This is a genomic window from Rhizobium sp. ZPR4 (genome assembly GCF_040215725.1).
GTDB classification, from domain to species: Bacteria; Pseudomonadota; Alphaproteobacteria; order Rhizobiales; family Rhizobiaceae; genus Rhizobium; species Rhizobium rhizogenes_D.
On the sequence record NZ_CP157967.1, the window covers coordinates 2,768,056 to 2,782,169 of the forward strand.

General features: G+C 60.8%; 13 protein-coding genes. 7 read left to right on the plus strand and 6 right to left on the minus strand.

The window, feature by feature from the left end:
• Positions 1–16: 16 nt before the first annotated feature.
• Both ABOK31_RS13570 and ABOK31_RS13575 read left to right on the plus strand, forming a co-directional pair.
• The gene (locus ABOK31_RS13570; RefSeq protein ID WP_349956358.1) at positions 17–751 is read left to right on the plus strand and encodes a tetratricopeptide repeat protein; all 735 of its coding nucleotides are present in this window, start codon (positions 17–19) and stop codon (positions 749–751) included.
• 272 nt (positions 752–1,023) lie between these two features.
• Positions 1,024–2,088 carry a D-alanine--D-alanine ligase family protein gene (locus ABOK31_RS13575; RefSeq protein WP_349956359.1) on the plus strand — a complete coding sequence of 355 codons (1,065 nt, stop codon included), beginning with the start codon at positions 1,024–1,026 and terminating at the stop codon, positions 2,086–2,088.
• Positions 2,089–2,124: 36 nt separating this feature from the next.
• Here the strand turns inward: ABOK31_RS13575 and ABOK31_RS13580 are convergent, their stop codons facing one another.
• On the minus strand, positions 2,125–2,472 hold the full coding sequence (locus tag ABOK31_RS13580; protein WP_113348965.1) for a CAP-Gly domain protein: 348 nt from the start codon (positions 2,470–2,472) through the stop codon (positions 2,125–2,127).
• A 240-nt stretch (positions 2,473–2,712) separates the two neighbouring features.
• Between ABOK31_RS13580 and ABOK31_RS13585 the strand changes: the two genes are divergently transcribed.
• Together ABOK31_RS13585 and pdxA are read left to right on the plus strand one after the other, a co-directional pair.
• A complete protein-coding gene (locus tag ABOK31_RS13585; protein ID WP_349956360.1) occupies positions 2,713–3,912 on the plus strand; it encodes a four-carbon acid sugar kinase family protein in 1,200 nt (399 codons plus the stop codon).
• A complete protein-coding gene (pdxA, locus tag ABOK31_RS13590) occupies positions 3,909–4,925 on the plus strand; it encodes a 4-hydroxythreonine-4-phosphate dehydrogenase PdxA (RefSeq protein WP_349956361.1) in 1,017 nt (338 codons plus the stop codon). The genes ABOK31_RS13585 and pdxA overlap by 4 nt, the downstream gene beginning before the upstream one ends.
• On the opposite strand, the gene ABOK31_RS13595 is transcribed toward pdxA, so the two are convergent.
• Positions 4,922–5,836: a LysR family transcriptional regulator gene (locus ABOK31_RS13595; protein WP_349956362.1), complete on the minus strand. Its 915-nt coding sequence runs from the start codon at positions 5,834–5,836 to the stop codon at positions 4,922–4,924. The genes pdxA and ABOK31_RS13595 overlap by 4 nt on opposite strands.
• 112 nt (positions 5,837–5,948) lie before the next feature.
• On the opposite strand from ABOK31_RS13595, the gene ABOK31_RS13600 reads away from it, so the two are divergent.
• The 3 genes from ABOK31_RS13600 (at position 5,949) to ABOK31_RS13610 (ending at position 8,247) form a co-directional block, all read left to right on the plus strand.
• The gene (locus ABOK31_RS13600; protein ID WP_349956363.1) at positions 5,949–6,695 is read left to right on the plus strand and encodes an SDR family oxidoreductase; all 747 of its coding nucleotides are present in this window, start codon (positions 5,949–5,951) and stop codon (positions 6,693–6,695) included.
• 101 nt (positions 6,696–6,796) lie between these two features.
• Complete coding sequence (locus ABOK31_RS13605) at positions 6,797–7,270, plus strand: VOC family protein (RefSeq protein WP_349956364.1); 474 nt, start codon at positions 6,797–6,799, stop codon at positions 7,268–7,270.
• 233 nt (positions 7,271–7,503) lie between these two features.
• Positions 7,504–8,247 (plus strand): metallophosphoesterase family protein, encoded by a 744-nt coding sequence (locus ABOK31_RS13610; protein ID WP_174177113.1) that lies wholly within the window; start codon positions 7,504–7,506, stop codon positions 8,245–8,247.
• Positions 8,248–8,403: 156 nt separating this feature from the next.
• Here ABOK31_RS13610 and ABOK31_RS13615 read toward each other — a convergent pair whose 3' ends face one another.
• The 4 genes from ABOK31_RS13615 to ABOK31_RS13630 form a co-directional block, all read right to left on the minus strand.
• Positions 8,404–11,562, minus strand: coding sequence for an efflux RND transporter permease subunit (locus ABOK31_RS13615; RefSeq protein WP_349956365.1), 3,159 nt, complete (start codon positions 11,560–11,562; stop codon positions 8,404–8,406).
• Between the two features lie 22 nt (positions 11,563–11,584).
• Positions 11,585–12,733, minus strand: a complete 1,149-nt coding sequence (locus ABOK31_RS13620; RefSeq protein ID WP_174177117.1) for an efflux RND transporter periplasmic adaptor subunit — start codon at positions 12,731–12,733, stop codon at positions 11,585–11,587.
• Positions 12,734–12,795: 62 nt separating this feature from the next.
• Positions 12,796–13,404 carry a TetR family transcriptional regulator gene (locus tag ABOK31_RS13625; protein WP_174177194.1) on the minus strand — a complete coding sequence of 203 codons (609 nt, stop codon included), beginning with the start codon at positions 13,402–13,404 and terminating at the stop codon, positions 12,796–12,798.
• 229 nt (positions 13,405–13,633) lie between these two features.
• Complete coding sequence (locus ABOK31_RS13630) at positions 13,634–14,113, minus strand: hypothetical protein (RefSeq protein WP_349956366.1); 480 nt, start codon at positions 14,111–14,113, stop codon at positions 13,634–13,636.
• Position 14,114: the final 1 nt, after the last annotated feature.

A 14,114-nucleotide genomic window follows, 5' to 3' on the forward strand; every position in this document is an offset into this window, starting at 1 on the left:
GTCCGGGAGCTTTGCAATGTTTCAGGTTGCCTCACCCATTTTGCACCGCACTCTTCGCTGCGCGCTCCTGCCGTTGCTATTGTTGTTCTGGATTCCTGACGTAGCTTTTGCCGGACAGAATTCGGCAAACATCGAAGCCGAGCTAGAGAAGAGGCTCTGTGACAACGGAATTAAAACAGAATGTGTAGAGCTTGGGCTTATGTACGCGAGGGGCAACGGGGTACCACAGAACTACGCCATCGCCGCACGGCTTTTTCAAAGAGCCTGTGATGGCGGAGAGATGACAGGTTGCGGAGGACTTGGGATCATGTACGCGGATGGTAAGGGCGTGCTGCAAGATTACGGTACGGCGGTATCGCTATACACAAAGGCGTGTAATGGCGGAGAGATGCAAAGTTGCTTCAACCTTGGAGTATTCTCCGAGAACGGCAGAGGCATACCACAGGACTACGCCACTGCTGCGCGGTTTTACAAACAGGCTTGCGATGGTAAAGCGATGCGAGGTTGCAACAATCTTGGGCAGATGTATTACACCGGAAGAGGTATACTACAAAATTATGCCGTCGCCGCACAGCTCTACAAACAGGCATGTGACGGAGGAAGCATGGCGGGCTGTAACAATCTTGGTGCAATATACGAACTTGGGCAAGGCATGCCGCAGGATTTTACCATTGCCACACGGCTTTACAAACAGGCATGTGGTGGCGGAATGATGCAAGGTTGCGACAACTTAAAGCGGATCTACGAATAATTTCAACTGATGGGCGGCTAGCAGCTCTCGAGTTCGAGGACGGCTATGACGCCTTCGAAATGTTCAGACAAACAGTCTACTGGTGGCGTGAACAATTGATATCCATCGAAAGCGCAGTTTCATAGGCTTTTCCTTGATGCCCAATGGTACCAACACTTAGATGTAACAATCGGCCAATCACACCAGCGAAGCCACCCTCCCCAATTCCGCTGCAATCCCCCGTTTAAACCCTTCTCCCATCGCATCCATCCTAGCCCGGGAGCAAAACCTCAATGTCGAAACTACGCGTCGCCGTTCTGTTTGGCGGTCAGTCCAGCGAGCATGAGGTTTCCGTCATGTCGGCCCGCAATGTCGTCAGGGCGATCGATGGCGCAAGATATGAGATCGTGCCAATCCTGATCGATCGCGCAGGGCGCTGGCTGCTGGTGGAGGAAAAGGTTGGCGTGCTGCCGGAGCCGATTGCCTATGAGGGCACGGAGGTCTGCCTCGTGCCGGGCGGCAAGGGGCGGCTTCTCGCGCTGGAAGGCTCGAGCGCCCGCGCGCTGCCTGCGGTCGATGTGCTATTTCCGGTGCTGCATGGGCTGAACGGCGAGGATGGCTCCATTCAGGGCCTTGCCCAGATCGTCGGCCTGCCCCTCGTCGGCTGCGGCATTCTGGGCTCGGCCAATGCGATCGACAAGGATATGGCAAAGCGCCTGCTGCGCGAGGCCGGCCTGCCGGTGGCGCGCTCCGTCACGCTTGTGCGCGGTGACAAGCCTGATTTCGATGAGATCGTGAGCACGCTCGGCTCGCCTGTCTTCGTCAAACCCACCCGGCAGGGCTCGTCGGTCGGGGTCAGCAAGGTGCAGGATGCGGCGGCCTTCGAGACAGCCCTTGCCGAAGCCTTCCGGCATGACCGCAAGGTGCTGGTGGAAGAATTCGTGCGCGCCCGCGAGATCGAATATGCCGTGCTGGAGGAGCCGGACGGTACGCTCTTCGTCTCCGTGCCGGGCGAGATCACCACGGCTGCGACCCACGGCTTCTATTCCTACGAGGCGAAATATCTCGACCAGAACGGCGCCGTCGTCACCGTGCCGGCGGATATTCCGGCTGAGACGGCGGATGTGCTGAAGCGCATGGCGGCGGAGGGTTTTCGGGCGCTCGGATGCGAGGGGCTGGCCCGCGTCGATCTCTTTCTGCGGCCGGATCAGAGTGTCGTCATCAACGAGATCAACACCATGCCCGGCTTCACCAATATCAGCATGTACCCCAAGGCCATGGACGCCTCGGGCATTTCCTATCCGGAACTCATTAGCCGGCTGATCGAACACGGGCTGGCGCGGGCGCGAGAGGGCTGATCCCAAAAGGGTAGCAGGCTTCGATACCGCCTGCCCTCAGACCTCTTCCTTTTTCTTCGTCTTCACCTTCGGCTCGACAGGCGCATCCGGCGTCGGCGCGAGCAGCTTTCTCAGCGAAGCGATCTTGTCCTTGACCAGAGGACGGAAGCGGCTGGCGCGATAGGGCATGTCGGCGGCGCCATAGCCTTCCGGGCCGTCATCATTGCCGCGATGGATCTCCTCCAGCTTGACGCCGATGAAGGTGCCGTCGACATAATGCGTGTATTCGCCGACCCAGCGGATGGTGTAGATCGTTCCCTTGCGGATCAGCTGATCGATGCTGACATGCTTGAACTTGTCGTCGATGCAGACGACCTTCTGGCCCACATGGAAATCGTAGCTCACCCTGCCCTCCTTGAAGCGACCGAAGCGATCCGCCGCGCCGTTCACTTACAAGCATATCCGCATATGCGCCAGTGGGTAAACGCGGACAGACGTCGCAGCCGCGATCAATGCCTCGGTGACAAAGCAACCCGTTGACATCCCTAATGGAAGGCTGAAGATTGCGCTTCGCTCAAGCCGCCGCAAGGCCTTGGCTTTCATTCACATTCCATACCCGCAAGGCCGCGAAGGCTCCCGAAGTCCATGCCCACCCTCCGCCTCATTGCCGATGACCTGACCGGCGCGCTCGATACCGCAGTCGAATTCGTCGGTGTCTACGGGCCGATCGATGTGGAGCGCAGCGACGCGCTTTCCAAGAGCCTGCCGGATTGCCTGGCGATCGATAGCGGCACCCGCGAGAAGACGGCGGCTGAGGCAGAGGCAATCGTCGCCGGGATCGCGCCGTTGCTGGAGGGCGCCGATCTCGCCTTCAAGAAGGTGGACAGCCTGTTTCGCGGCCCCTGGGCGGTGGAGCTCGCGGCCTGCTTCCGGCTGGGTCACTGGCGGCATTGCATCCTCGCGCCGGCCTTTCCGCATCACGGGCGGCACACGCGAGGCGGACGGCAGGTGCTCTTTGCCGGCAAGGACGCCTGGCGCGATGTCAGCGGCGATCTGGTCATGCATCTGCGCGCCGAGGGATTGCCGGCCTTCAACACGGCGCTCGACCATAGCTCCGTCGACGGCGCTGAAAAGCTGGCCATTCCGGATGGTATCCATGTTTTCGATGCGCATACGGATGACGATCTGGATGCGATCATCGCATGGGTATCTTCGCAGCTCGAAGGACCGGTGTTGTGGAGCGGCACTGGCGGCCTCGCCCGCGCTCTGGCGCGCAATATCGACCGGGCAACGCACCATCTGCCCCGCGCCAAAAGGGACAAGGGCGAACGGAGGCCGACGCCATCAGTCCCGATCTCGCGCAAACTACAAAGGCCGGTGCTTGGTCTGTTCGGCTCGGACCAGCCAATCACTTTGGCGCAACTCCAGGCCTGTGGCCCCAATTGGCTTAAGCTTGCGGAAGGTGCCAGCGCCGATGCCGTCGACCATCAAATCCGGCAAAGCGGCGTCGCCATGGTCAGCCTCGACCTGCCGACAGGGCTTGATCGCGACGATGCAGCAAGGCGGATCGCGGCGACCTTCGGCGGCATGGCCAAGGCACTCCCGGCCCCGGGCACGCTGATCGTCGCCGGCGGCGAGACGCTGCGCAATCTCTGCTCGGCGCTCGATGTGGCAGCTCTCAGCATTACCGGCCAGGCAGCACCCGGCCTGCCGCGCTCGACGATCGTCGGCGGCCCCTGGGAAGGTACCACCGTCATCTCCAAGTCAGGCGCGTTCGGCGGCCCGACGCTATGGCGCGATCTCTTGAGTGAAAACGGGCTGATTGCCGGAGGAGAAGAACCATGACGCGGCATCTCGCAATCACCATGGGCGACCCCGCCGGCATCGGCCCGGAAATCATCGTCAAGGCTGCAGCCCGCTTGAGGGATAGGCTCGATGAAGGTAAGTTGAAACTAACTATTATCGGCAGCGGCCCCGCCCTGCGGCTCGCCGAAAAGCAGCTCGGCTTCGATATCGAAATCCCCGACGCGCAGATGGAGGGCGACTGGCCGAACCTCTGCTTCATTCAGGCCGACGCCGAGGGCGAGCCGATCCTGCCGGGCCGGCTTTCCGCCGATGGCGGCCGCATGGCCTTCAAGGCGATCGAGAAGGGTGTCGAGCTCGCGCAATCGGGAAAGGTCGGCGGCATCGTCACCGCCCCGCTCAACAAGGAAGCGCTGAACAAGGCCGGCTTTCATTATGCCGGCCATACCGAGCTGCTGGCGGCGCTGACCGGCGCCCGCGGCTCTGTCATGATGCTCGCCCATGGCAACATGCGCGTCAGCCACGTCACCACCCATGTCGCACTGGAAGATGTGCCGAAGCGCCTGACGCCGGAGCGGCTACGGCTCGTCATCGACCTCACCGACAAGGCGCTGAAGAATCTCGGCATCGCCAGCCCGAAGATTGCGGTGGCGGCGCTCAACCCGCATGCCGGCGAAGGCGGCCTCTTCGGCCGGCAGGATATCGATATCTCCGCGCCGACCATCGCCAAAGCAGTCTCCGATGGGTTCGATGTCGTCGGCCCCGTTCCCGGCGACACCGTCTTCGTCAAGCTGCGCGCCGGCCGGTATGACGCCGTCATCGCCATGTATCACGATCAGGGCCATATCCCGGTCAAGCTGCTCGGCTTCGAGATCGATCCGGCGACGGGCAAATGGATGGATCTGTCCGGTGTCAACATCACCCTCGGCCTGCCGATCGTGCGCACCTCCGTCGATCACGGCACCGCCTTCGACATCGCCGGCAAGGGCATTGCCAATGAGCGCAGCCTGATCGAGGCGATCGAATTTGCCGAAAAGCTCGCAGCCGGCCGCTAAGGAACCGCGAGTGTCTCGCCAAAAAGCAGATCGGTGCGCCCGGCGAGAAGCGCAAGGAAAGCCTTCGTCCTGGCCGCAGGGCGCGGTCCCGGCGGATAGATGGCATGGACGTCCACGCGCCTGAACTCATGGGAAGGCAGTACGGGAACGAGCCTGCCTTCGGCGATCTCCCGACCGCAGACGGCAGCGAACAAGGAGCCTATTCCCCTTTCCGCCAGCACCGCCTCCATGAGCGGCCTCCAGTGATTGACCCGCCATGCGGTGCGGATGGGCACGTCCACCGGCGCACCGTCGGGACCGATCAGATGCAGCCGCTCATCCGCCGCGAAACCGGCAACCCGGATGAAGGGGTGTGCCGCCAACTCCGCCGGTTCACGCAGCAACCCCTGCCGCTCGATATAGCCGGGAGCGGCGAGCAGGAGCCGCCGCATCGTCCCCAGCCGGCGGGCAATGAAATTGCCGCTGCCGATCTCACCGATGCGGATGGAGAGATCCACACCCTCGGTCATCGGATCGACGAAGCGGTCATTCAGGGTCACATCGATGGCCAGAGCCGGATGCAGTCTCTGAAATTCGATGAGCAGCCGCGGCAAGGTCATCTCTCCAAGCCCGTGCGGCGCGGCGATCCGAAAGGTTCCGGTCAGCGATGTCTCGGCCGAGGCGACGGAAGCCTCCGCTTCCTCGGCGGCTTCGATGGCACGCTTGGCATAGTCATAGAAGCGCGCCCCGGCGTCGGTCGCCTGCACCGATCGGGTCGTCCGGTAAAGGAGACGCGCGTTCAAATGCTTTTCCAGTTTCTCGACGCGTTCGCTGACGGTGGGCTGGCCGAGGCCGAGATCGCGCGCCGCGGCAGAAAGGCTGCCACGTTCGACGACGCGGGTGAAAATGCGCATGGCAGAAAGCATGTCCATGGCCACATTCTATCGTCTTTTACGATAAATGACATCGCCATTCGCTTCCTTCCAAAGCATATGCCGATCGAAGACGTTGAGACCGGTCAACAATCCAATCGGAGAACCAGTCTTGCAGACCAGCACCATTCAAAAGGGCAATACAGAGCCCCAATCATTTCACGGTCAGAACGTCGTTATCATCGGCGGCTCTTCGGGGATCGGCTTGGCGACCGCCAAACAGGCCAAGGAAGCCGGCGCAAATCTCTTTTTGCTATCCCGCAACGCCGAGCGTCTTCGCGACGCCGCCGAAGCGATCGGCGGCGCGACCCAGATCGTCTCGGATATCGCCGCCCCGCAGCCGTCGATATTCGCCGGGATCGACAGGATCGACCATCTGCTGATCACGGCGGGGACTGTGCATCTGCAGTCGCTCAAGGATCAGTCGGCGGCAGATCTCTCGAAGGTCTTGAGCGAACGCCTGATCGGGCCGTTGCTCGCCATCAAGGCCGCTCTTCCGCTTCTGCATCCCGCAAGCTCGATTACCATGACCTCCGGGCAATTCGCCTCCCGCCCGGCCGCCATCGGTGCCGTCGTCGCAGCCGCCGTCGCCGCAGTCGAGAGCACGGTTCGCGCCCTTGCCATTGAATTGTCGCCGATGCGCGTCAACGCGGTTTCGCCAGGATGGGTAGATACCCCGCTTCTCGATGGCCTGATGGGCGAGGCCAAGCGGCAGGTGCTGGAACAGACCGCCTCGACGCTCCCCAGCCGCAACATCGGCCGGCCGGAGGATATCGCTGAGGCGATCCTTTTCCTGATGGCGAACCGCTTCGTGACGGGGGAGGTCTTGCATATCGATGGCGGCGGTCGCTTGGTCTAGCTGCTCGTCGGCCGGCAGGAATTCGAAAAAATTTTCGCAGCCCTGTCGGCCCTACCGCTCCTCTTTCGTCCTTCGGGCTTCCAACGAGAGAGGAACACCAAATGTCCAAGATTGCCCCATGCCTGTGGTTTGCGCGAGAAGCCGAGGAAGCAGCGAATTTCTATGTCTCGCTTTTCCCGGATTCCCGGATCGATCATGTGCAGAAGAATATTATCGACACGCCCGCCGGTAAACCGGATGAGGTTCTGGTCGTCAATTTCACGCTTGCCGGCCAGCGCTTCATGGCGCTGAACGGCGGCAGCCGCATCGAATTCAACCATGCGATCTCGCTGGAGATAGATTGCATCGATCAAGCCGAGGTCGACCGCCTCTGGGATGGCCTTACAGATGGCGGCGCGCCGGTGGAATGCGGTTGGGTGACGGACCGCTACGGCGTCTCCTGGCAGGTCGTGCCGACCGTGCTCGGCAAATATATCGCCGATCCGGACCCGGCGAAGGCCGCCCGTGTCATGCGAGCCCTGATGCAGATGGTCAAACTCGACATTGCCGGGCTCGAAGCAGCCTATCGCGGCTGAGCATCATAGCCATTCGGGAGGTTGCATAATGCGCGACCTCCCGAAGACTACGCTGAATCTTTCTGAAATTTCAACGGTTCAGACCAATGCCTACGCCCGTAAGACTTGCGGCGGATCGATGCTTGGAATACCGTCCCGTATAGGCTCGCCAAAGGCGGGTTTCTCGACACCATGTCAAGCAATTGGACTGCCGCGGCCGTTCAGGCACGACCCGGCAGAAAACGGTCGATTTCATGCAGCATCAGCGAGACCGTATCGATCTCACCGGACGTGATTACACAGCGATCTATGCCCTAAGCGACATCCATGGCTGTTACGATGAGATGGCGGAGGCCGAAAGGCGTATCATCGCGGATGCTCGCAGCCTTCCCGGCCGAAAGCTGCTGATGTATCTCGGCGATTATGTCGATCGTGGCCCCCGTTCCAGCGATGTCCTGGCGCATCTTAGCGCACCGCCGCCCGAAGGCTTCGACCGCTATGCGCTTTGCGGCAATCACGACGATGTCTTCCTGCGCTTTCTGGACGATCCCGATGCCAACATCCATTGGCTGGAGTTCGGTGCCTTGCCGACGCTCGCATCCTACGGCATCGATGCCCGGCACATGCTTTTCGACCTCGGCTATAGCGTCGAGGAGTTGCGCGACATGACGCTCAAGGCGATGCCGGCAGCGCATATCGACCTGCTGCGCTCGCTGGCCGCGGCCGTCACTTTCGGCTCGACACTCTTCGTCCATGCCGGCATCACGCCCGGTCTCCCTTTAAGTGAGCAGACGGATGAAGATCTGATGTGGATTCGCGAGCCGTTCCTGTCGGGCGGACCGCAATTGCCGCTGCTGGTAGTCCATGGCCACACGCCGGGCTCGCATCCCGTTTTTGGTCTAAGCCGCATCGGTATCGATACGGCCGTTTCCATGGGCGGAACGCTGACGATCCTGAAGATCGCCGAAGGTAAACAGACGATCCTGCCGTCGATCTAGGGCATTTCCAGGAAAAGTGCGTAAAGATTTTCCGTCCGGAAGGCCTTGGGAAATAAGACGATAGGGCGTTTTCGCGATTCGAACAAAAGCGGAAATGTTCTAACGGCTCAAAAGAAAACCCCGGCCAGAGGCCGGGGTTTGTTTCTTTCGGACGTCTCACTCTGCCGCCACGGCCGGCGGCAGCAGAACCGTATTCCGCTCTTCCTCGTCGACCTGCTCCTTGGCAACCGGCTCCGCCGATTTGTTCTTGGGCTCGCGGCCGAAGAACAAGGCGTAGCCGGCGGGCAGGACGAAGATCGTCAACACGGTCGCAACCAGGATACCGCCCATCATCGCATAGGCGAGCGGACCCCAGAAGACGCCGCGCGAGATCGGGATCAGCGCCAGCACGGCCGTCAGCGCGGTCAGCGTGATCGGCCGGAAACGACGCACGGCCGAGCCGATGATCGCTTCCTTCCGGTCCATGCCCGCCGCAATATCCTGGTCGATCTGGTCGACGAGGATGATCGAGTTGCGGATGATGATGCCGAGCAAAGCGATAACGCCGAGGATCGCGACGAAGCCGAAGGGTGCACCGCTGATGAGCAGAGCCGCAGCCGCACCGATAATGCCGAGCGGACCCGTCGCCAGCACCAGCATCGCCTTGCCGAAGTGCTGCAGCTGCGCCATCAAGAGCACGACGATGATGACGAGCATGATCGGCGCCTTGGCGGCGATCGAGGCCTGACTTTCGGCGCTGTCTTCGGCGCCGCCCTGGATCTCGATCTTGTAGCCGGCCGGCAGGCTGTTCCTCAGATCAGCCATGTCATTGTAGAGCTTGGCGGTCACGTCGTTCGACTGCACATTGTCGGGCAGGGTCGCCCGCACGCTGATGGTCGGCAGGCGGTCACGGCGCCATTCTATGCTCTGCTCCATGACAGGCACGATCTTGGCGACCTGCGACAACGGCACGAAGCCACCGCTATCTGTCGGGATATAGACCGAGTTTACCGACGTCAGCAGATGACGGCTTTCTTCCGGCTCGCGGGCAACGATTCCAACGGTTTCCTCACCCTCGCGATAGTTGTCGAGAGTGACGCCGGACATCGAAGCCTGCAGCATCTGGCGGATGCGCTGCGAGGTGACGCCGAGAGCGCGGGCGCGATCCTGATCGATCACCAGCTTCATAGCCGGCACCGGCTCAAGCCAGTCGTCATGGATGGCACCGAGCAACGGATTCTGGACAAAGCGTTGCTTCACCTCGTCGGCAATATGGCGAACCTCCTGACGGTCCGGACCCATGACGCGTAGCTGTACGGGCCAGCCCGTCGGCGGACCGAGGAACAGGCGATCGACCTTGCCGCGAACGGATGGGAAATCGTTGGCCAGTATGCCGCGCATCTTGGTGATCAGGCGCTCGCGGGCCGGCTCGTCCTTGGCCATGACCAGCATCTGGGCATAGTTCGGATTGGTGAGCTGCTGATCGAGCGGCAGGAAGAAGCGTGGAGCACCCTGCCCGATATAGGTGGCGATGAAACGCTTGTCCGGATCATCGGCCATACGGGCTTCCAGTGCCTGCGCCTGGCGTTCGACTTCCTTGATGCTGGTGCCTTCGGGCAGCCAGAGATCGACCAGGATTTCCGGGCGCGACGACTGCGGGAAGAAGTTCTGCGGAATGAACTGGAAGGACCAGAGGCTGCCGACGAAGGCGGCGAGCGTCAGAAGCAGAACGATGACGCGGTGGCGCACGGCCCAGGCGACCGAGGAGTGCAGACGGCGGTAGAAGCGCGTATCGAACACGTCGTGATGCTCGCCGGCATGATGGCGCTGCTTGAGGATCATGTAGCCGAGCCATGGCGTGAAGTAGACGGCCACGAACCAGGAGACCACGAGCGCGATGCCGACGACGTAGAAGAGCGAGCGGACATATTCGCCGGCCGTCGATGCCGCAAATCCCACAGGGATGAAGCCGGCGGTCGTGATCAACGTGCCGGTCAGCATCGGGAAAGCCGTGGAGGAATAGGCGAAGCTGGCGGCATCGAGCTTCACCAGCCCCTCTTCCAGTTTGCGCTCCATGAGTTCGACCACGATCATGGCGTCATCGACCAGCAGACCGAGCGCGATGATGAGCGCGCCGAGCGAGATACGCTGCAGGTCGATGCCGAGCTCGTACATGATGGCAAATGTGGCAGCCAGCACCAGCGGAATGGCGATCGCGATCACGAGGCCGGAGCGCCAGCCGATCGACAGGAACGAGACGATCAGCACGATGACGAGGGCCTCGCCGAGCGCATGCATGAATTCGCTGATCGCATCCGTGACGACGTCGGGCTGGTTGGCGATCTGATCGACCTGAACGCCGACCGGCAGCGAGGCTTCGAAGCGCTTGTAGGTTTCCTCAACCGACTTGCCGACATCAGTCACCTTGAAGCCTGGAGCCATGACGACGCCGAGCTGCACGCTCGGATGGCCGTTATAAAGGAACTTGGCGGTATAGGGGTCCTGCAGCCCGGCGGAGACGGTCGCGATATCGCCAAGGCGCGTCACCTGGCCGCCGGCGGTCAGCCGCAGGTTCTTGATATCCTCGATCTTGTTGACATCGCCCTCGACCGAGATGCGCACCGAGCGGGTGCTGGTATCGACGTTGCCAGCCGGGTCGACGTTGTTCTGCCCAACGATGGCGTTCTTCAGGTCGGTGAGCGTCAGTCCGCGCTCGGCCAGAACCTTGGAGGAGACATCGATATAGATCTGCTCCGCCTGATCGCCGATGATGGTCGCCTTCTCGACGCCGGGCGTCGAAAGCAGCATGTCGCGGGCTTGGATGGCGAATTTCTTCAGCTCCGGATAGGTGTAGCCATCGCCGCTGATCGAATGCAGCGTGATGAATGTATCGCCGAATTCATCGTTGAAATAGGGACCGAGCAGGCCGGACGGCAGCTCGTTGCCGATATCGCCGACCTTCTTGCGGATCTGGTAGAAGGCGTCCTTCACCTCGGCGGTGTTGGTATCGCCCTTGATCTGGATGGTGGTGATGGCAAAGCCGGCGCGGGTATAGGATTTGACCCAATCGAGATGCGGCGTTTCCTGCAGCTTGCGCTCGATCTTGTTGACCACCTGGTCTTCCATGTCCTGCAGGGAGGCGCCGGGCCAGACGGTCTGCACGACCATGACGCGGAAGGTGAAATCCGGGTCTTCCTTCTGGCCCATATGGGTCAGGCCGAGTGCACCGGCGATGATGATGAGCCCGAACAGAAAGCGCGCAATGCTGGGATGGGCGATTGCCCAACGCGACAGGTTGAAACGCTTCCTCTCGTCGGAGGTATTATTGATGGACATGACGTCGTCCCCTCGATCCGGATCAGCGTACGATATCCGCCGAGGCGGCTTTGGTTTCTGCGGAAGCCTGCTGGGCTGCGGCACCAGAAAGCTTGACCTTCATGTTTTCGCTCATGAACTGAGTGCCGGCTGCAACGACGACATCGCCGGTCTTGAGGCCATCGGCCACGCGCACGCCGTCATCGGAGAAATCTGCGACCTTAATCGTGCGGGAATGCACGGTACCGGCACTGCGGTCGACGAGCCAGACGATCTGCTGCCCGTCTTTCTGGGCAAGGGCGCTCAGGGGAATGGAAACATAGGGCTGGGTATTGTCGGCAAGCGCCTCGATCGTCGCGGTCATGCCAAGCAGAACGCGCGGATCGTTCGGCACGCTCACACGCACGGCGAAGGTGCGCGACTGATCGGCGCTACCCGACACTTCCCGCACCTTTCCATCCAGCACGAGGGCCGCGTCGGACCAGAAGCGCGCCTTGACGTCCTTGCCAACCTTGAACTGGGCGATGTCCATTTCCGGGACAGCGACCTGCACTTCCTTCTCGCCATCGACGGCAACGGTGATGACGGCTGTACCGGAACTGACCACCTGGCCGACATCGGCGTTGATTGCAGTCACGATACCATTCATGTCGGAGGTCAGGTCGGCATAGGCGACCTGGTTCTTGGCTTCGGTCAATGCCGACGCTGCGGAATCGCGCGTCGAAACGGCCTGCTCATAGGAAAGCTCGGCCTGCTCGAGCTGCGACTTCGAGGTGACGTTCTTGTCAAAGAGCGTCTGCGCGCGATTGCGGGCAAGCTCGGTCGTCTGCACCTGCTTTTCGGCGGCATCCAGATCGGCCTGCGAACGGCGCACGGCGAGAACATAATCGGTTGCATCCATGCGGGCTACCACATCGCCGGGCTTTACCCTTTGGCCGATATCCACCTTGCGCTCGACGATCTTGCCGTTGACGCGAAAGCCAAGATTCATTTCCGTCCGCGCACGCACAGCGCCGGAATAGTCGAGCTTGCGCGTCGTATCAGCCTGGGCGATTTCGACGACCTTGACCGGTCGGATCACCTCCGCCGCCTCTTCCTTCTTCTCATTGCAGCCCGAGAGCCCAAGCCCCAAGGCAGCAAGGAGAACCGCACCGGCAGCGGCCCGTAGAGTGTTGGTCGTCAGCGAAACCATGTCGCTCTCTCCTAAAGTCGAACAAAGAGTGGAAACACGCCGGCTATCCGGAGCGCGCATTGCTATTTCTTCAAGGCCCTGATGGCGAACTCGACTAGATCCTCGGGCTCGGCCCGGTTTGTCTTGGCAAGGCACTGGGCCACCATCTGCGGATGACAGAGATTGATGGTCGCCGCGCCGAAGCATTTGGACGCAACGTAAGGGTCCTGCTCGAAGAACTCACCGGCGGCAATTCCCTCCGCAATGATCTCGGCGATCAGATCGTGGATACGATCGATATGCTTTTCGATGACGTGCCAATCACGCTCGATGGCGACAACGACCATTTCGTGAACCTTCTGCTCGTCGAGCATGGCCTCCATCGTCATCTTGTACTGGGCCATGGTATAGGCCCGCAGCCGATCGGTCGCACTGATCGGCTGATTGCGGATGGCGAGCGCCATCTGGTAGCTCTGGCCGAGCATGCGCCCACAAAGAGCCTGGTGGATTTCAACCTTGGAACCGAAGAAGCGGTAGATATTCGCCGTCGACATGCCGAGATCGCGTGCAATGTCGGCCACATTCGTCTTGCTGTAGCCATAGTGGCGAAACAGCTTTTCGGCGGCATCGAGAATGCGCGTGATGTTTTCCTGGCGGGCAGGATCGGCGCTAACGTCGGAAAGATCGAGCATGAGCAGGCCTGATGGTTTACGAGTGACGATTTTCAATTTTCGTCACTCGTAAACCATCAGAGCGCCGATGTCAATGAAACCACCCACAACTTGGGCGGCTTTTAGATGCTATTGAATAAACCGAGGATGCGCCGAACAACTTGAAACAACAGTTAAACGATCAACAACGCGCCTTGCGGAGCGTGCTGAAAGTGTCCGACATTTTGTCGCAGGCCCGATCGGCGCGCGATCAGGCGCTCAAGAGCGTCGGATGGAAGCGGCGAATACTGAAATACCCGACGAGCAGGCAGGCCACCAAAAGCGCTACCTGCGCGGCGAGGATCGGCGGCTCGTTACCGGTAGGTGCCAGCGCATTGAGCGCCTGTATCTTCTGGAAGGATTGAATGATCAGCACCAGACAGTTGAAGAAAAGCAGCACCAGTGCGCCGACCACGAAAACCGACCGCCAGATGCCGGCGAGATGAAACCTGTAGCGCGCCAGTGCCGTCGGAATGAAGACGAGAAGACAGAGAATGCCGACAATGATCGCCGGCGTGATTCCGTGAAACGGGAACAAGAAACCCGTCAGGCTGGTGAGCGCAGTCGTAAGCATATAGACGAGCGTCGATCGGTCGTGACGGTTGGCCGTGAGAAATCCCTGGGCCACAACGATGCCGCTGATGATGGCAATCAAACTGATGACGACATGAATCAAAAGAATCCCAGACATT